This window comes from Sulfitobacter sp. (assembly GCF_041552635.1).
Classification (GTDB): Bacteria; Pseudomonadota; Alphaproteobacteria; order Rhodobacterales; family Rhodobacteraceae; genus Sulfitobacter.
In genome coordinates this window covers 1-18,658 of sequence record NZ_JBFEKM010000079.1, presented here as the reverse complement: position 1 = coordinate 18,658, position 18,658 = coordinate 1, and the positions used below count along the sequence as shown (strand labels likewise).

The 18,658-nt window shown below is 56.7% G+C and carries 19 protein-coding genes; 3 read left to right on the top strand and 16 right to left on the bottom strand.

The window, feature by feature from the left end; translation table 11 throughout:
• Positions 1-16 precede the first annotated feature (16 nt).
• Positions 17-856, top strand: coding sequence for a tRNA glutamyl-Q(34) synthetase GluQRS (gluQRS, locus tag ABYT07_RS11020; protein WP_372991653.1), 840 nt, complete (start codon positions 17-19; stop codon positions 854-856).
• Positions 857-865: 9 nt separating this feature from the next.
• Here gluQRS and hisI read toward each other — a convergent pair whose 3' ends face one another.
• Entirely contained in the window at positions 866-1,225 is a 360-nt protein-coding gene (gene hisI / locus ABYT07_RS11015; protein WP_372991647.1) for a phosphoribosyl-AMP cyclohydrolase, read from the bottom strand.
• 76 nt (positions 1,226-1,301) lie between these two features.
• On the opposite strand from hisI, the gene ABYT07_RS11010 reads away from it, so the two are divergent.
• Entirely contained in the window at positions 1,302-1,763 is a 462-nt protein-coding gene (locus ABYT07_RS11010; RefSeq protein ID WP_372991644.1) for an iron-sulfur cluster assembly scaffold protein, read from the top strand.
• A gap of 209 nt (positions 1,764-1,972) precedes the next feature.
• Here the strand turns inward: ABYT07_RS11010 and ABYT07_RS11005 are convergent, their stop codons facing one another.
• The 5 genes from ABYT07_RS11005 to ABYT07_RS10985 all read right to left on the bottom strand — a co-directional run bounded on the left by ABYT07_RS11005 (position 1,973) and on the right by ABYT07_RS10985 (position 7,589).
• Entirely contained in the window at positions 1,973-2,101 is a 129-nt protein-coding gene (locus ABYT07_RS11005) for a hypothetical protein (protein ID WP_302621187.1), read from the bottom strand.
• Between the two features lie 99 nt (positions 2,102-2,200).
• Complete coding sequence (gene recG / locus ABYT07_RS11000) at positions 2,201-4,291, bottom strand: ATP-dependent DNA helicase RecG (RefSeq protein WP_372991642.1); 2,091 nt, start codon at positions 4,289-4,291, stop codon at positions 2,201-2,203.
• A complete protein-coding gene (ligA, locus tag ABYT07_RS10995) occupies positions 4,288-6,351 on the bottom strand; it encodes an NAD-dependent DNA ligase LigA (protein ID WP_372991651.1) in 2,064 nt (687 codons plus the stop codon). The genes recG and ligA overlap by 4 nt, the downstream gene beginning before the upstream one ends.
• Before the next feature lie 143 nt (positions 6,352-6,494).
• Positions 6,495-7,214 (bottom strand): response regulator transcription factor CtrA, encoded by a 720-nt coding sequence (gene ctrA, locus ABYT07_RS10990; RefSeq protein ID WP_372991640.1) that lies wholly within the window; start codon positions 7,212-7,214, stop codon positions 6,495-6,497.
• Positions 7,215-7,310: 96 nt separating this feature from the next.
• Positions 7,311-7,589, bottom strand: coding sequence for a DUF1153 domain-containing protein (locus ABYT07_RS10985; protein ID WP_372991638.1), 279 nt, complete (start codon positions 7,587-7,589; stop codon positions 7,311-7,313).
• Between the two features lie 126 nt (positions 7,590-7,715).
• Here ABYT07_RS10985 and mnmA point away from each other — a divergent pair, with 126 nt between their 5' ends.
• Positions 7,716-8,858 (top strand): tRNA 2-thiouridine(34) synthase MnmA, encoded by a 1,143-nt coding sequence (gene mnmA / locus ABYT07_RS10980; protein WP_372991636.1) that lies wholly within the window; start codon positions 7,716-7,718, stop codon positions 8,856-8,858.
• An 80-nt stretch (positions 8,859-8,938) separates the two neighbouring features.
• On the opposite strand, the gene lpxB is transcribed toward mnmA, so the two are convergent.
• The 10 genes from lpxB to ABYT07_RS10930 form a co-directional block, all read right to left on the bottom strand.
• Positions 8,939-10,093, bottom strand: coding sequence for a lipid-A-disaccharide synthase (gene lpxB, locus ABYT07_RS10975; protein WP_372991634.1), 1,155 nt, complete (start codon positions 10,091-10,093; stop codon positions 8,939-8,941).
• Positions 10,090-10,881: an LpxI family protein gene (locus ABYT07_RS10970; protein ID WP_372991632.1), complete on the bottom strand. Its 792-nt coding sequence runs from the start codon at positions 10,879-10,881 to the stop codon at positions 10,090-10,092. Before ABYT07_RS10970 ends, lpxB begins: the two co-directional genes overlap by 4 nt.
• On the bottom strand, positions 10,881-11,663 hold the full coding sequence (lpxA, locus tag ABYT07_RS10965; protein WP_372991630.1) for an acyl-ACP--UDP-N-acetylglucosamine O-acyltransferase: 783 nt from the start codon (positions 11,661-11,663) through the stop codon (positions 10,881-10,883). Before lpxA ends, ABYT07_RS10970 begins: the two co-directional genes overlap by 1 nt.
• Positions 11,663-12,121, bottom strand: coding sequence for a 3-hydroxyacyl-ACP dehydratase FabZ (gene fabZ, locus ABYT07_RS10960; RefSeq protein ID WP_372991628.1), 459 nt, complete (start codon positions 12,119-12,121; stop codon positions 11,663-11,665). Before fabZ ends, lpxA begins: the two co-directional genes overlap by 1 nt.
• Positions 12,122-12,215: 94 nt before the next feature.
• On the bottom strand, positions 12,216-12,779 hold the full coding sequence (locus tag ABYT07_RS10955) for an OmpH family outer membrane protein (protein ID WP_372991649.1): 564 nt from the start codon (positions 12,777-12,779) through the stop codon (positions 12,216-12,218).
• Between the two features lie 7 nt (positions 12,780-12,786).
• The gene (bamA, locus tag ABYT07_RS10950) at positions 12,787-15,054 is read right to left on the bottom strand and encodes an outer membrane protein assembly factor BamA (RefSeq protein WP_372991626.1); all 2,268 of its coding nucleotides are present in this window, start codon (positions 15,052-15,054) and stop codon (positions 12,787-12,789) included.
• A 236-nt stretch (positions 15,055-15,290) separates the two neighbouring features.
• Positions 15,291-15,416, bottom strand: coding sequence for a hypothetical protein (locus tag ABYT07_RS10945; protein WP_372991624.1), 126 nt, complete (start codon positions 15,414-15,416; stop codon positions 15,291-15,293).
• 112 nt (positions 15,417-15,528) lie between these two features.
• Positions 15,529-16,881, bottom strand: a complete 1,353-nt coding sequence (rseP, locus tag ABYT07_RS10940) for an RIP metalloprotease RseP (RefSeq protein ID WP_372991622.1) — start codon at positions 16,879-16,881, stop codon at positions 15,529-15,531.
• A 4-nt stretch (positions 16,882-16,885) separates the two neighbouring features.
• A complete protein-coding gene (gene dxr / locus ABYT07_RS10935) occupies positions 16,886-18,058 on the bottom strand; it encodes a 1-deoxy-D-xylulose-5-phosphate reductoisomerase (protein ID WP_372991620.1) in 1,173 nt (390 codons plus the stop codon).
• Positions 18,059-18,067: 9 nt separating this feature from the next.
• The coding region (locus tag ABYT07_RS10930; protein WP_372991618.1) for a phosphatidate cytidylyltransferase at positions 18,068-18,658 on the bottom strand (591 nt) is incomplete at its 5' end.

Sequence of the window (18,658 nt, the reverse complement as noted above, 5' to 3'; positions counted from 1 at the left end):
GCGCCCCCGTTCCGGCGTGACATTCGTCACGCGGTTTGCGCCGTCCCCCACGGGGCCGCTGCATTTGGGGCACGCCTATTCCGCGTTGTTGGCTCATGACATGGCGCGTGCGGCTGGTGGTCAGTTCTTGCTCCGGTTCGAGGATACGGATCTGGAGCGGTGCAAGCCGGAATACACCGCGCAAATCATTGATGATCTGACATGGCTCGGCATTACGTGGGATGCAGCGCCGTTGATGCAATCGCACTACTTTGATGACTATAATCAGAGTGTTGATCTGCTAATCTCAGCTGGCCTTACCTACCCTTGCGGGTGCAGTCGCAAGGATATCGCCGCGGCCATGGCCGCCCCCCAAGAGGGCGCGCCGCATGCGGTATATCCCCAGACCTGCAAATCCCGCAGCATTTCTGATCGCGGGTCATCGGATGCGGTGCGCCTGCATATGGATCGCGCTTGTGCCAAAATCCCGGGTTCCGGTATGAGCTTTGAGGAAACCGGTTACTTGAAGAGCGGCATCCATCTGCTTGATAAGGATACACTAATTTCAGAAGTGGGTGATATTGTCATTGGTCGCAAAGACATTCAAACCGCTGCCTACTTCCTTGCCTCTGCCCTTGATGACATACGTCAGGGGATTACCCATGTGGTGCGCGGGGTTGATCTGTTTGACTTTACGCAAGTTCAGGTGCTGTTGCTTTCGTTGCTCGGTCACACACCGCCGGTCTACCATCACCATATGTTGATCCGGGATGACGATGGCAAAAGGCTGGCCAAGCGTGATGACGCCCGCGCGATATCTCTTTACCGGCGCGAAGGTGCCTCTCCGCAAGATATTCGTGATATGGTAGGGCTTTAGCGCTGGACCTTAATCCATAGCATCAAGGGTTATCCGCTCAACACCATTATCGACCATTGTATAGAAACAATTGCGCCGACCGGTGTGACACGCCGCACCCGTCTGATTCACGCGGACCAACAAACAATCGCGATCACAGTCGATCCGTAACTCAACCAATTCCTGCACGTGACCACTGGTTTCGCCCTTGATCCAGAAGGATTTGCGCGAACGGCTCCAATACGTGACACGTCCGGTGGACAGTGTTTGGCTGACGGCCTCGGCATTCATCCATGCCATCATCAGCACCTCACCCGATACTGCATCCTGCGCGATGGCGGGGATCAGCCCCGCGTCGTTGTATTTCAATGTGCTTGGATCAAAATCCATGGGCTATCCGTTCATTTAATTTTTGCATCATCCGCGTGGTGGCTTATGTAGGGGGTAAGCGTAGAAAGGAACAGCCATGAGTGCCGATACAGACCTGATCAAGCTCTACTCCGCCAGGATTCTGGGATTGGCGGCTGACATTCCACATTTGGGGCGGTTGGATCATCCTGACGCGACCGTAACACGGCGGTCGCCCTTGTGTGGGTCAACCGTAACCGTTGATGTCGTTGTCGAGGATGGCAAGCTGGCTGAGCTGGGTCAGGACGTCAAAGCCTGCGCCTTGGGCCAGGCTGCTGCTGCCGTCGCGGGTCAGGCGGCGGTTGGCGCAACACTGGCGCAAGTTCAGACGGCACGTGACCAGTTAAAGGCAATGCTAAAAGGAAAAGGCCCCGTGCCTGACGCGCCCTTTGACGGGTTCGAGGTGCTGACCCCTGCCACGGAATACAAGAACCGCCATGCGTCTATCCTGCTGAGCATTGAGGCGATGGCCGAAGCGATGCAGCAGACCCAAACCCAAGACACAGCCCGAAACATCTGATTTTTTGTTTCTGACGGACCAAAAAAAACGCCGCACATCCCAAAGGATGGCGGCGCAAGGGTGCGTTATTCATGTAGGCTCGCTTTGATCCAGAACCGAAAGGGACATTTCGGTGAATTCCGACGCTAAACAGGCAGTAAGGTCGGACGCATTAAGTTTGGGACAGATGCGTGTGTTAGATCAAAGCGCCACGAATGCGCAGGCAGAAGTCAAACAAAAGCGGGAAGGTGCAACCCGACAACCAAAATCACAACCAATGCGGCCATACCGGCCGCGTCCTGCAAAAGCGTGTCTTGCGACCGTTTCGCGATGGCTTTGACTGTCTTGATCATCGTCATTTGCGTGCTCCGTTTTCTGTTGCTCCTTTGTTCTCATTTTATTAACGCCCTGTAAAGAACTTTTTAAGAACATTTGTGAACAAAATGGAACACCTTGATCTAACCTACTGATATCAAACGGATCGCTTCATCTTGGCGCATAAGCCACAACAGCATCCGTGCGGCTTTGCCCCTAGGGCTGGTCAGATCGGGATCGTCAGCCAGCAGCTTGCGCGCATCGGATTGCGCGATTTGCATCAGACCCGCCTGCCGTTCCAAGTCGGCAATGCGAAACCGCGGAACGCCTGATTGTGCCGTCCCGATCAAATCCCCCGTGCCGCGCATCTTGAGGTCGGTTTCAGCAATCACGAAACCATCTTCGGTCTCGCGCAGCACCTCAAGCCGTTGGCGACCGGTTTCCGTCATGGGTGCTTGATACATCAGTAAACAGGTCGACGCCGCCTGCCCGCGCCCGACACGACCGCGCAGCTGGTGCAATTGTGCCAGCCCAAAGCTTTCGGCGCGTTCAATCACCATGATACTTGCGTTTGGCACGTCTACGCCTACTTCGATCACGGTTGTGGCGACCAGAACCTTGGTTTCACCGCGCTGAAAGGCGCGCATGGCGGCGTCTTTCTCTGCTGGGGGCATCTGGCCATGGACCAGCCCGACGATGCCTTCGCCCAAGGCCGCACGTAGCCGTTTGAAACGGGCGTCGGCGGCGATCAGATCGCTGACCTCGCTTTCTTCGACAAGCGGGCACACCCAATAGCATTGCCGCCCTTCGTCAATCGCGGCGCGCAAACGGCCGACAACTTCGTCGATGCGGTCCGTGCTGACCAGCGCTGTTCGGATCGGTTTGCGCCCGGGCGGTTTTTCGTCCAGCACAGACACGTCCATATCGCCATATTGCGCCAGCGCCAAAGAGCGCGGAATTGGCGTGGCGGTCATCACCAAAACATCGGCCAGCTTGCCTTTTTGCCCCAGTTCAAGCCGCTGGCGCACGCCAAACCGATGCTGTTCATCGACCACAGCAAGGCGCAAATCACCAAAGCTGACATCAGCCTGAAACACAGCATGGGTGCCCACAAGGATCTGGATATCGCCTTTCTCGAGGGCTGCCAATTTAGACCGCCGTTCGGCACCCTTGTCCCGGCCGGTCAGAATTTCCAACACAACGCCCGCCTGTTCCGCCAAGGGTTGCAGGCCTTCAAGATGTTGCCGTGCAAGGATTTCTGTCGGGGCCATCAACACGCCCTGACCGCCTGCCTCAACAGCAGCGAGCAATGCCATGAAGGCGACCAGCGTTTTACCTGCCCCCACATCGCCCTGCAAAAGACGGTTCATCCGCTGTACACTGGCCATATCCTGCGCGATTTCGGCAATTGCGCGGGTCTGCGCGCCGGTTGGTTTATACGGAAGTGCGGCCAAAACGCGGCTTTGCAAGCGCCCGTCACCGGTGCTTGATCGGCCCTTTTTCCGCCGATCCTTTGCCCGTGCCAATGCCAGCGTGAGCTGATGCGCCATCAACTCGTCATAAGCGAGACGTTCGCGCGCAGGGGCTGTCGCCGACAAGTCACCTTGGCTTTCGGGCTCATGAGCAGCCTCGACCGCAGCCCCAAAATCCGGCCAATTTGATTTGGCTTTCTGGCCCGAGTCGATCCATTCGTCAAAAACCGGCACGCGGGTCAGGGTCGCGCGCGTGGCCTTGTACATCAGCTTTTGCGTTATCCCGCTGGTAAGCGGGTAGACAGGTTCAAACGTCGGTATCTGATCTGCGTTTTCTTCTGCGACGGTGAAATCAGGGTGAACCATCTGCGCCATTCCATCGAAAAATTCGACCTTGCCGGACACGATCCGACGCGACCCTTCAGGCAACTGGCGCTTCCAGTAATCGCCGCGGGCATGGAAAAAGACCAACTGAAAAGCAGTACCGCTGTCTTCGACGTGAATGCGGTATGCCCCGGTCTTGTTGGCAGGGGCGCGGTGCGGCCCGACTGTGACAGCAACGGTCACGGTTGCAGGCAAAAGCGCGTCCTTCAGGGTGGCTTGCAAGCGGCGGTCGATGCCGGAATATGGCAATGTAAACAACAGGTCACGCGGCGCTATGATGTCCAGTTGCGCGAAATGCTGCGCGGTCTTGGGGCCGACCCCTTCCAGGGTTTCAAGCCCGGCAAACAGCGGGAAAAGCGGTTCCGGCCTGCCCGTCATGCGCCCGCAATCAGGTCAAGCCACGCATCTTCGTCCAAGATCTCGATGCCCAGTTCCGCCGCTTTCTTGGCTTTGGACCCGGCACCGGGCCCCGCCACCAGAATATCCGTCTTGGCACTGACAGAACCCGAGACCTTGGCCCCCAAGCGTTCTGCGCGCGCCTTTGCCTCTGCGCGAGTCATTTTTTCAAGCGTTCCGGTAAAGACTACGGTTTTACCATCCACCGGAGAGCCTTGCGTGTCAGGGCGCGTCGAATCCTGAATAGAAAGCTCGGCCACGAGCCGGTCAATTGATGCGCGCTCGGCCTCTTGGGCAAACGTCTTGATCAGGGATTGCGCCATCACTTGCCCCACACCGTCCACGCCGATCAAATCGTCCCAAGCGGGTCCCGCCCCATCGCGTGCACTTTCCATTGCAGTCACAAAGGCCTGCCACGTCCCGTAATGTAGCGCGATCAGGTTCGAAGCCGCCTCGCCTACATGGCGAATACCAAGGGCAAAAATCAGACGTGCTAGGGGTATATTTCTTTTTTCTTCAATCGCTTGAAAAAGTTTGCTGGCAGATTTATCCCCCCAGCCCTCGCGGTTCTTAAGCTGTTGCACGCCTGATCCATAGCGCGCTTGGAGGGTAAAGATGTCGGCGGGCTCGGCGATCCAGCCATCGGTGTAGAATTGTTCGACCTGTTTTGCGCCCAGACCGTCGATATCAAACGCAGCACGCGAGACGAAATGCTTTAGCTTTTCAACGGCTTGTGCGGGGCAAATCAATCCACCCATACAGCGCCGGACGGCATCGCCTTCTTCGCGAATAGCATCACTGCCGCATTCGGGGCAGACGGTTGGAAAGATGAAAGAAACAGAAGTTTCAGGACGCTTGGAAAGATCAACATCCGCAATCTTGGGAATCACGTCACCAGCACGGTAGACCTGCACCCAGTCGCCAATGCGGATATCCTTACCGTCCCTAATCTCGTTGCCCTTGCTGTCTAGGCCTTTGATATAGTCCTCATTGTGAAGGGTGGCGCTCGACACGACGACTCCGCCAACGGTAACCGGTTTGAGACGCGCAACAGGTGACAAAGCCCCCGTGCGGCCAACTTGAATGGTGATATCCTCGAGGGTGGTCCAAGCCAACTCGGCCGGAAATTTATGGGCAATAGCCCAACGCGGCGTGGTCGATCGAAACCCCAGCCGTTCCTGAAGCGCAAGGTCATTTACCTTATAAACGACGCCATCGATATCATAACCAAGCGTCGCGCGTTGTGCTTCGATCTTGCGGTAGTGGTCAATCATGTCAGAGACCGAGACACATAATTCCGTCAAAGGGTTCGTCTGGAACCCCATGTTTTCCATCTTCTTGATCGCTTCAAATTGTGTCTCACCAAGGGGTTCCGATAACGCCCCCCATGCATAGGCAAAGAATTTCAGCGGCCGGGCACGGGTGATTTCAGCATCAAGTTGCCGCAAAGATCCAGCGGCCGCATTGCGTGGATTTGCAAAAGGCTTGCCGCCGCGTTCATTCTGGCGGGCGTTTAAAGCATCAAAATCCTCATGGCTCATATAAACTTCGCCGCGCACTTCGATCAGGTCCGGTGCGGCTTCAAGCTGTTGCGGGATCGTCTGCAACGTGCGTGCGTTTGCGGTGACATTTTCGCCGATTGCCCCGTCGCCGCGTGTCGCCGCCTGTACCAGCAGGCCGTTTTCATAGCGCAAGGAAAGCGAAAGACCGTCAATCTTGGGTTCCGCCGTGAAGAGTAAGTCCGCATCTGGCGTCAAACCGAGGTATTTTCGGATACGCCCGTCAAATTCGACAACGTCCTCGTCTTCAAAAGCGTTCCCCAAGGAAAGCATCGGTATTTCGTGAGCAACCTTTGCAAAGCCCGAAGTCGGGGATGCCCCGACCTTTTCAGTCGGGCTATCCTCGCGTTTAAGATCAGGGAAGCGCGCCTCGATCTCACTATTGCGATTTTTCAGGCGGTCATATTCGGCGTCCGAAATTTGCGGCGCGTCTTCGCTATAATACTCCGTGTTCGCCCGAGCCAGAATCGTCGAGAGGCGCATTAATTCTTCGGCGGCTTGATCCTTGCTAAGGTCTTGAACTTTGATACTTTCTGCCAATGATCTGCCCCTGCCTATTTCCAGTACAAGGGCATAAATACGCAGCGATCTAAGGCAGGTCTAGCGGATTTGACGCAGTTTTTGTTCTATACGCCGACCGCAAGCCTTTGAGGGGAAGATAGCGAAGACGGTTCCGGATCACGCAATACATAGCCACGGCCCCAAACAGTTTCGATGTAGTTTTCGCCACCCGTCGCGGTGCTAAGCTTTTTACGAAGCTTGCAAATGAAGACGTCGATAATCTTTAATTCAGGCTCATCCATGCCGCCGTAAAGGTGATTCAAGAACATCTCTTTGGTCAAAGTGGTACCCTTGCGCAGGCTGAGCAATTCAAACATCTGATATTCTTTGCCCGTCAGGTGCACTGTCTTATCGTCTACGGTCACTGTTTTGGCATCCAGATTTACTGAAACCTGGCCCGTTTGGATGACCGATTGGGAATGCCCTTTTGACCGGCGGATAATCGCATGAATGCGGGCGACCAGTTCTTCGCGATGAAAGGGTTTGGTCAGATAGTCGTCAGCACCAAACCCGAAACCCTTGATTTTGCTTTCCGTATCGTCGGCACCTGACAAGATCAAAATTGGTGTCTCGATTCGGCTCAAACGCAATTGGCGCAATACCTCATGACCGTTCATATCGGGCAGATCCAGATCCAGCAGAATAAGATCGTAGTCATACAGCTTTGCTAGATCTATTCCCTCTTCTCCCAAATCGGTTGCATATGTATTCAAGTTCGCATGTGTCAGCATCATTTCGATGCTTTTGGATGTTGTAGGATCGTCTTCTACCAGCAATACGCGCATTCATTTTCTCCGCTCGATTAAATTTGGATACAATCCGTACCGTGAACAAAATTACTTAATCACACGTTAATGATGATGGTAGCTTAGCAAAGCAACTTAAAGTTGTCTATATTTTTGAAGCGCTGTTGCCCGCAAAGCAGCTTCTCCGTGTTCAGATACCGCTCGAACCCACTCCATAAACTCATCATTGCTGATTTGATAGCGCGTCAGCGCCTCTGATTGACTGATCAATCCATATACGACCCCCCGCACAACAGCCGCCTTTCGTGATGCCACCCACCTTCGCGTCGTTTGATCTGGAAGGTCCGCTTGCGTGAACGTTGATCCATCTGGCAAAGTTACAGCCCGAGGCCCCACTACCTTTTTTAAATACATATTACTCACCCAACACTGATATAGGGTGCATTCTGCGCGTTCTGATCTTAAAGACACCTAAAGGCCACCCCTTGAGAATACGGCGCATTTTCATATATATCGCCTTAAACCTCCCGGAGTATTGCCATGCCTCTCGATCGCACCCCGCCGCTCAATTCATTAGGGTTCGCAAAAACCCCGGCTGAAACCCGCGTTGTCGTTGCCATGTCAGGCGGCGTTGACAGCTCAGTTGTGGCTGCGATGCTGGCCGAAGAAGGTTACGATGTTGTGGGCGTCACCCTGCAACTTTACGACCACGGTGCTGCCTTGGCGAAAAAGGGCGCATGTTGTGCTGGGATCGACATTCACGATGCACGCCGTGTGGCCGAAACCATGGGCTTTCCCCATTACGTGCTAGACTATGAAAACGTCTTCAAGGACGCCGTGATTGACGAATTTGCCGACAGTTATCTGGGCGGTGCGACGCCCGTGCCCTGCATCCGCTGCAACGAGAGGGTGAAATTCAAGGATCTGCTTGAAACAGCCAAGGATCTTGATGCCGATTGCATGGCCACCGGCCACTATATCCAACGTAAAATGGGCGATCACGGGGCCGAACTCCACAGCGCGGCCGATGCCAATCGCGATCAAAGCTACTTCTTGTTCTCAACCACCCCTGAACAACTGGACTATCTACGATTCCCGCTTGGCCACCTGCCGTCAAAGGATGAAACCCGTGCCTTGGCTGCCAAATACGGGTTGATCGTCGCTGACAAACCCGACAGCCAGGACATCTGCTTCGTCCCCAACGGCGACTACGCCGCCGTGATCCGTAAATTGCGCCCCGAAGCTGAAAATCCCGGTGATATCGTGGATCCGGATGGCAATGTTCTGGCCCGCCATGACGGCGTGATCAACTACACCATCGGCCAACGCCGTGGCCTCGGAATCGGCGGGCTCGCTGACCCGCTCTACGTGGTGAAACTCGACGCCGACAAAGCACAGGTCGTCGTCGGCCCCAAATCGATGCTCGCCACCCGCAGCGTTCCGATCCGCGAAATTAACTGGCTCGGGGACACCCCGCTGATGTCACAACCCGAATGGCCGATCTGCGTGAAGATCCGCTCAACCAGACCGCCGATCGATGCAATCCTGCGCCCCTTGTCGGAGACCACTGCAACGGTTGAACTGCTCACCCCAGAACAAGGCGTCTCGCCCGGTCAGGCCTGCGTCTTCTACGACCCCGACAGCTCGCGCATCTTTGGTGGCGGATGGATTCACAAAGGATAAACCAAGGAAATAATCATTCCAAATGGCCTAAAATCCCGGGGAGTTTGAGGGGCAGCGCCCCTCATTCGATCCTCAAGACTTTATCCCATCCGATCCAGAACAGCCCGTGCCGCCCGTAGTCCCGGCGCATCACTGCCCCGCCCAAGGCGCTCCATTGTCAAATCCATGGCCACTTTCTGCGCGTCAGGCTTGTCCAGCACCTGCGCCAAGCCCGCAGCAATTTTGTCAGCCATACAGTCGGGCCCCAAAAACTCTGGTACAACCCGCGTGTCGGACACCAAGTTCACCAACGTCACCGTGTCGATCAGCGCCATTGCCTTGATCAACCGAAAGCTCAACCAATGCATCCGATACGCGATCACCATCGGCGTTCGTGCGGCAGCAAGCTCCAAAGACACCGTCCCTGATGCAGCCAAGGCCAAATCAGCCGCCCTAAAGGCCGCCCGCTTTCGGGCCTGCGCCTGTTCTCTCGGAACCCCGCGTGGATCAAGGATGATCGGCTCTATCGGCCAGTCTTGCGTCGCCGCCAACACTGCATCGGCAACAGGACCAGCGGCAGGGATGACCACGCGCAGCGCGGGAAGACCCTTTGCAAACAGCCCGACGGCCTCGCCAAACACCCCAGCCAGCTTCGCCACTTCCGACCGACGCGAGCCGGGCAGCACCATCAACAAGGGTGCATCCCCGATATCAAACATTTCGCGAAAGGCGGTCGCGTCATCCTGTGTCGCCACAGGCTCTGCCACAACCGGATGGCCGACGAAATCGCACGCCATGCCATGGGCCTGCATCAAGGGCGGCTCAAAGGGAAACAACGCCAGCACATGATCAATATAGCGCGCCATCTTTTTGGCACGCCCCGGCCGCCACGCCCAAACTGTCGGTGCGACGTAATGGACCGTGCGAATATTGGAACGTGCCTTGACCCGCTTGGCCACACGAAGGGAAAAATCCGGGCTGTCGATGGTGATCATCACATCGGGCTTGGCGGCAATCACCGCGTCGGCGGTTTCATTGATGTGGGCCATCAAGGCGCGGTATTTCGGCAAAATCTCGGCGATTCCCATGACCGAAAGTTCGGACATGTCAAAGCGGCTTTCCAGACCTTGCGCCGCCATCTCGCTGCCGCCGATCCCTTGAAATGTCACATCAGGCCGCAGCGATCTTAACCCGGCCATCAAAGCACCACCAAGGCGGTCGCCCGAAGGTTCCCCCGCGATGATGAACACCTTCATGGCGTTGCCCGCGACCATAGCACCAGCCCAAGATCGTCTGCTAAGGTTTTGCAGCGCTCGGGTTCAAGGATAATCACATTGCCCGCCGCAATCACCACGCCCGCCAACCCTGCTTTATGGGCGGCCTCAAGCGTTGCTGGTCCAATGGTCGGCATATCGACAAGGCGGCTCTGGTTCGTCTTCGGGCCTTTGAACAAAATTGCCGCAGCTGTTTTCACCCTTTGGGGCAATGTCGCCAGCAGGTGATCCGTGCCGCCTATCGTTTCGATGCCGTAAACCTGACCGCCGCCAACGATACAGCATTGACCAATGTCCATCGGGGCCAGTGTTGCCACCACGTCCGCCGCGCGCGCAGCATCTTGCGCCATCTGTGCGTCCGGTGCTTTACCGCTTAGAATGCCGGGCACCGCCAGAAGATCAGGCGCAAGGTCATGGGCGGCTAAAACCGTGAAACCCGCGGTCTCGAAAATATCGATCAAGACCCGCAACGCACCATCGTCGCCCGCGCCTAACGCCTTTTGGAATGTGGGAACCAAGGGCATGGTCAGCGCATCCAGCTTTGACGGATCAAAAGCCGGTCTTGGCACAGCGCCGCACAAGCACAGCTGCGTAACGCCCAGATCTTGCAGGGATTTAATCAAGGACCCAAGGGTTTCAAGCCGAAAGCTTTGATCGACATCCAGCCCTTCAACGGCCACGCCCTCATACCCACAGATCACGGGCGGCTTGGATTGGGCCGCAGCCACGCGTTGGGGCAATCCGCCGCCCCCGGCGATCAGCGCCAGCATCAACCCGGCGTCAGGAAATGGCGGCCGGTATCGGCCATGACAAAGTCAACGATCTCGCGGACATAGTCACTGCTTGTCTCGTCGCCCAAGCGTTGGGCACGGTCGTGGAATGTCCCCTCGCCCTGCGCCAACATCTGGAACGCGGCGCGCAAGGCGGTGATGTCTGCGCGCGCAACACCGCGCCGTTTCAGACCGACCAAATTCAACCCGTCCAGCACGCCGCGCGGTGCCTGCACCAGCCCGTAGGGGATCACGTCATTGGTCACCATGGTCACCGCGCCAATGATGGCACCGCGCCCGATGCGCACAAACTGGTGGATGCCAGCAAGACCGCCGATGATGACATCGTCTTCGATGATGCAATGTCCGGCAACAGCCGCGTTGTTCACCACAATCACGCGGTCCCCTAGAATAGCATCATGGGCAATGTGGCAGCCGGCCATAAACAGCCCGTCATCGCCGACACTGGTCAAACCACCGCCTGCTTCGGTGCCGCAATTCATCGTGACATGTTCACGAATTCGGTTACGTTTGCCAATCACAAGGCGGCTGGCCTCTCCCTTGAATTTCAAATCCTGAGGGATTTCACCAATCACGGCAAAGGGAAAAATTACCGTGTCAGCACCCACTTCGGTGCGACCGGTCACGATGGCATGCGATTTGATCTCGACATTTGCATGGATCACCACCTGCGGCCCGATCACGCAAAACGGCCCGACGCTGGCCGAGGGATCAATCTGCGCGCCGTCTTCGATCACCGCACTGGGGTGAATGCCAGCCATTACGATAGATCCATCATCGCTGTAAATTCGACTTCGGCGGCCATTTCACCATCAACCGTCGCCACGCCTCCAAATTTCCAGACCTTGCCGCCGGCTTTGCCGCGCAAAGTCGTCAGTTCCATCCGCAACACATCACCGGGAACAACCTTGCGACGGAATTTGCATTTGTCGATGGCCATGAAATAGACCTTCATCTCTTTATCAGCCATCTCGAGGGTCACACCGACCATCACGGCAGAAGTTTGCGCCATCGCCTCGATAATGGTAACGCCGGGCATGATCGGCATGCCGGGGAAATGCCCCTGAAAATGCGGTTCGTTCATGGTGACATTTTTGATGCCCACTGCGCTTTGCGTGCCATTGATGTCGATCACCTTATCCACCAGCAAGAACGGATAGCGGTGCGGGATAATCCGCTGGATCATCTGGATATCGGCACTTGGCAGCGTGTCAGTCATTGCGGGTCCTGTCTGTTGAAAAACTTTGATATGGCTATCAATATTGGCGGCTATGAGCAAGCGTCGGGGGGCAAGCGTCTGGCGGGTTCTGCCGCTAGTTCTTGCCGCTGCCCAAGGAGGCATCAAGCCGCGCGATCGCCTCGTTTGTGATGTCGATCGCGTTGGCGCTGATAAAGACCGACCGACGTTCAAGGATCACCGCAGCACCTGAATCGCGCATCATTTTCTCAAGAACCGGCCCTGCTGCGTTCAAAAAGACCTCGCGTTCTTTTTCGACAAGCTCGTTCAGGGCACGGCTTTTGGCGGCTTGGGTCGCGCGGATATCCTGAACCTTTGCATCAAAGGCGTCTGCAAGATCGCGAAAGGATTCTGGGCTCAGGGCGGCGCGCTGCGCGGTCAGCTTTTTCTCTTCCTCCCCTAAATCGGCTTCGATCTGCCGGTTTTCAGCAGAAAGCGTTGCCCCTTGGGCTTCTAGATCGCGTGCGACCCGCAGACCAAAGGCGCTTTCGTTGAAAACACGGTCAGAATCAATCGTCAGGATCGGACTTTGGACAAGCGGACGATCCCCCACCGGCGGCGTTGTTTGCGCGGCTCCCGGCACCGCCCCGAAGGGCAGCACCGGGATCAGGCAGATCATTAATGCCCGAAAAAGCCGCATCACCGGATCAGAAATCCGTTCTGAGTGTGACTTCAAACTTCTGTTCTTGGTCAAAGTCTTCTTTCTTGAGGGCCTTTGACACGTTGAACTGAAGCGGGCCAACTGGGGTGTCCCAGAACAAGGATAGCCCGATGACATGGCGGAACGAACCGGCTTCACCGACCACGGTGCCGCCATTAAAATTCACGTCCGACAAGTCCCACACATTGCCGACGTCATAAAAGACGCCGCCGCCAATGCCGTATTCTTCGGGCAAGCCCAGCGGGAATTCCGCCTCGAAACGGGCGACCACATACATATTGCCACCCAAGGGATCGTCGAAACCGGCCGATTGGTCGCGCGGCCCGATACCACCCGATTCAAACCCGCGCAGGATGGACGGACCAATCACGAAACGGTCCGCAACCCGGTTGTTGCCTTCGCTCCAGGCCAGTGCACCGCCCTCAAGCGTGGCCCGCAATGTGACTTCTTCGTTCAGGATACGCTTTTCGCCAATGACCTTCGCCGTGGTCTTGATGAACTTGGAATCACCGCCAAGACCGGCGAAATCCTGACCGAATTGGACCAAGTAGCCTGCCGTCGGATCCAAGCCGGTGCGGCGGGTATCATAGCTGTAGGTATAGCCCAAGGACGACGCGACCTGCGATCCCGCGGCAATATCATCCGCAATCACTGGACCGTTTACGGGTGTAGACCTCTCGATCATCTCGAGATCGTCATAGGAATAGCGCAGGGTCAGATTGCCATTCTCGCTGACCGGGAACGACAGGCTTGGCTGGAAAATCGCCCTCTTGGTGTCAAAGCTTGAGAACGACGAATTGGTTTCGGCGTAATCAAGGTTCAGGCCAAACGCCACATCGCGCCCCAGCAGGCTGGGTTCAACAAAGCTAAGCCCATAGCGGCGGGCGTCCGTGGCGGTGCTGACCGACAAGGATAGCTTTTGTCCGCGACCAAGGAAGTTTTCCTCGGCAAAGCTGATGGCAACGCCTACGCCGTCATTTGATGAAAACGTCCCGCCAAAGTTCAAAGAGCCTGTCGGCTTTTCCTCAACGTTGACGTCAACGACGATCTGCTCGGGGCTTGACCCTTCGCGGGCGTTCACTTCGGCAGTCTCGAAATAGCCCAACGCACGGATGCGTTCCGCGCTTGCCCGGATTTCACGCGGGTTAAAGGGGTCGCCTTCAACACTGTCAAACTGCCGGCGGATAACGCGGTCCAGCGTTGTCGTGTTGCCTTCGATATCGATACGTTCGACGAAAACCCGGGGCCCGCGCGAGATGCGATATTCAACATCCAGTGTCAAATCACGCTCGTTGCGGGTGATGATGGGTTCGACGCGCAGGAAATCAACACCGTCACGGATCGCTTTGCGTTCCATCCGGGCGATGTCGGTTTCAACCAAGGATGGCGAATAAACCGCACCTGACTTGGTCTTGATGACGTCCATGTAATCTTGGGCGTTAACGCCGTTGATGGTTGAACTGACCGTCAATTCGCCGAAGTTGAACTGCTGACCTTCTTGCACGTTGAACTGCACGAAATAGCCGTCTCGTTCTTCGGTCAGTTGCGCGTTCACAGCGGAAATCCGCATATCGACATAGCCGCGTGACAAATAGAATGTGCGCAACAGCTCCCGGTCAAGATCGGTGCGTTCAGCCACAAACGTGTCGCGCTTGACCAAGCGGCGGAACAGGCCTGCCTGCTTGGTGCCCAGCACACGGCGCAAACGACGGTCGGAATAGACCCGGTTGCCGACAAAGCTTAGCCGTTCGATTTCGACGTTATCGCCTTCGAAAACTTCAAAGATCAGATCGACGCGGTTCTGGCTGCGTTTGATGATCTTGGGCTGAACCCGCGCTGCGATGCGCCCTTCGTTGCTGTACGCTTGGGCGATGGCGTTGGCGTCTTTTTCCGCCTGCGACGGGTTAAATACGCGGCGTTCATTGGAGCTGATCAGCGCAGCAAGCGCTTCGTCTTTGATGCGGGCGTTCCCCTCAAAGCTGATGCGGTTGATCGTGGGGTATTCGACGACGTTGATCAACAGCGTGTTGCCGCGCGGTTCAATCGTAACCGACTCAAACAATCCGCTGGCAAGCAGGTTCTGATATGCATCGTTCAATTCGCCACCGCTGATCGCACGACCGCGTGCGATTCCGGCGCGGCTTAGGACGGCGCTGTCGCCAATCCGTTCGTTGCCGTTGATCTGAACTGTGTTGAATTGATAGCTTTGCGCCTGTGCTACGGGGGCTGGAATTAAACAAGCCACTGATAGCATTACACAAACTGATAAACTACGAATTGATTTTGCAACCGGCATATAGACCGCTGCGTCGGTGGATTTTCCCCACCTGTTATTCTGCCTCATGTGCCCTACCCGCTTTAATTGATCATCTTTCTTTCCTGACTAGACAGATTAACGGGGTTTGTCAAAAGCAAGAGGCTGCCAAACACCTTATATAGGGGGTCTGGCAGCCATTTTTATCATCATGAAGTGGTAAGGGATGCTTGGCGTTAAAGCGATCCCAGCCAGCCCCCCGCGGCGAGGGCAAGGGCCAACGTGCCGATGTACAGGGCACGATCCCAGTTCAAATCTACCAAAAGGCTAAGTCCGCGGTAGCTTGTCTTCATCGTCTGCATTGCGAAATCCTTTGCTGCGTTGCCCAATCCTTACCAAGCAATTAAGGCGAGGTTTTGGCGAAATGTGGCAGGAATTGGGCAGGCCGATGATTTTCGCTGTACGGTCCACGATTTATGGGCAGAATAGGTCATTCCCCAAGGCAAATACCATCAACCCCAGCACCATCGTCAGACCGATGGTCATCAAGATCCGCAGCGCACCATCGCTGGGCGGCTTTCCGGTAACGGCCTCATAGGCGTAAAACACCAGATGACCCCCATCCAACGCAGGCACCGGGAACAGGTTCAACAGCCCGACTGCGGTCGAAAGCACAGCGATAAAGTAGATAAAGCTTTGCGCGCCCTGCGATGCCATCGCGCCCGAAGTCTGTGCAATGCCTACAGGTCCGCTAAGGTTACAGGTGCTGATATTGCCAACGATCATATGTTTAAGGCCGGACAGCGACCCTTGAATAATGCGACCGGTGTTTTCGACCCCGCCCCACAACGCTTCAAAAATGCCGGGCGTCGTGGTTGCGGTATCAAACGCGGTCCCGCCCACAATGCCGATGCGCATCTGAGATTTGAACGTACCGTCAGGCTGGGGTTCGTCGGTCACCTTGGGGCGCATGGTGAATTCCAGCGTTTCGCCGTCGCGCCAGACGGTCAGCAACAGCGGCGCACCCTCCGAGGATTCGACCTTTTCCTTAAGCTGTTTGAACGCGAAAATCGGCGTTCCATCGACAGCTGTGATAACGTCGCCTCCGATCAATCCGGCCTCAAAGGCGGCGGATTGCGGCATCACTTGCTTGATCAGCGTGGGCATCAAATAGGGGCCCTGCACGGTGATGGTTTGCCCGTCGCGGCGCACTTGGTATTCTAGGGATTCCGCGACAGGTACCGCTGCAAACGCATCAGAATAGGCGGTTTCATCCAGCGCTGGCGGGATGGTGACGCCACCCACGCTGATGATCTCGTCGCCGGGTTCAAGCTGCGATCCTTCGTACGGAAGCGCGCGCATTTCCCCCACGGTCAGCGGGTCCTTGGCAACGCCAACCGACAGGGCAACGGCGGCAAAGATCAGGATCGACATGATGAAATTGAACGCCGGCCCTGCCGCAACGGTCGCCGTGCGTGCCCAAAGCGGGGCACCATGCATGGTACTGCGCAAACGGGCAGGATCGGCCTGCGCCTGCTCCATCGCGGCTGTATCCTTGCCCGATGCGGCATTGGCGTCGCCCGCAAATTTTACGTATCCGCCAAAGGGCAATGCAGCCAGCTGCCAGACCGTGCCGTGCTTGTCGGTGCGCGAAAACAGGACCGGCCCGAAGCCAAGCGAAAACACATCAGCGTGAATGCCTGACCAGCGCCCGACAATATAGTGGCCGTATTCATGGACCGCCACGATCACCGACAACGCGATGACAAAGGCCAGCAATGTCCAGATGAGCCCGCTAAACTGCGGAATCAGTGCAAAAATGTCCAAAACGCTACCCTGCCCTTTTATTGATCACGGCTTTTGCCGCCTGCCTTGCCAGATGGTCAACTTGGGCGACGTTATCAAGGGTCATGTTGGCATCAATAAGGCTGCTGTCCGAATTTAACTGGTCCAGCGTGTCTTCGACCACCTCTGCCATCTGCGGAAATCGCAAGCGTCCGTCGATAAAGCCGTCTAGCCCGATTTCCTTGGCCGCGTTGAAAACCGCCCCTGCCATGCCGCCGCGCGCCATGACCTCGCGGGCAAGTCGCAAGGCAGGCCAGCGTACCTCGTCGGGGGCGCGGAATTCGAAGCTGCCGATCTTGGCCAGATCCAGCCGTTCCACAGGCAACGTCTGGCGGTTGGGGTGGTGCAACGCAAAGCCGATGGCGTGGCGCATGTCAGGTGGCCCGATATGCGCCATCAGCGCGCCGTCGTTGAAACCGACCAAGGCATGGATCATCGATTGGGGGTGCACCAACACTTCGATCTGCGCGGGTTCAATGCCGAAATATTCACGGGTTTCAATAACTTCCATGGCTTTGTTAAACATAGAAGCTGAATCGATCGTGATCCGCTGTCCCATGTTCCAATTGGGATGGTTCGACGCCTGTTCCAGCGTCGCACTTGCCAGTTTGTCCAAAGGCCAATCACGAAACGCCCCGCCGCTGGCCGTGATAATGATCCGCTCGACGGCGGCCATATCCTCGCCGATGAGCGCTTGGAAAACGGCGGAATGTTCACTGTCCACCGGCAGGATTGCGGCACCGTGCGCTTGGGCGGTGTGCAACATCAGCTTGCCGGCGCAGACCAGCGATTCCTTGTTGGCCAGCGCCAAGGTGGCACCTTGCTTCAGCGCCTCAATCCCCGGTGCAAGGCCTGCCGCGCCGACAATCGCGGACATCACCCAATCCACGGGACGGGTCGCAGCCTCGCGGATGGCGTCTGCACCGGCGGCGCAGTGGATGCCGCTGCCGTGCAAGGCGTCGCGCAGATCGTCCAGCAGATGATCATGGGCGGTTACGGCAATGTCAGCCCCAAGGCGGCGCGCGTCCGCAGCCAGCTGCGCGATATTGCCCGCCCCCGTCAGCGCCACGACGTCATAGGCGTCTGGCGCACGCGCAATCAGGTCAATGGTGTTCTGCCCGATAGAGCCAGTGGCCCCGAAAATACTAATCCGTCGCATCTGACCGGATCAATTCAAGCCGGGCGTGATGGCCAGAAACTGGCCGATGATCAACAAAAACAGCGCCGCGCCCAGCATCCCGTCAAACCGGTCCAACAGACCGCCGTGGCCCGGAATAAGGTTCGAGCTGTCTTTGACCCCGACCCGACGTTTCATACCGGATTCTGCGATATCGCCCATTTGCGACGCCATCGACATCGCAATCGATACGCCGACAAGCTGGTATCCGACGCCTGTATTGATCGAAAACAACATACCCACTATCGCGGCCCCGACCCAGCCCGCAGCCGTGCCGGACCATGTTTTCTTGGGGCTGACTTTGGGCCAGAATTTGGGCCCGCCAATCGCGCGGCCCGCAAAATACCCGACCACATCCGTAACGACGACCACCAGCACCAGCCACATCATCCAGCCAAAGCCGAAATCATCGCGCACTTGCGCCAGTCCAAACCCGGCCAGCACAATCAGCACGGTAAAGCACATGAAAACCGTCCGGTGTTTTTCAAGCTGGCCAAAGCCGACCATCGCAGGGGCCAGCAGGATCGGGAGAGCAAAACCAATGGGCAGATACATCGCGGCCAATGTGGCCCCTCCGACCAG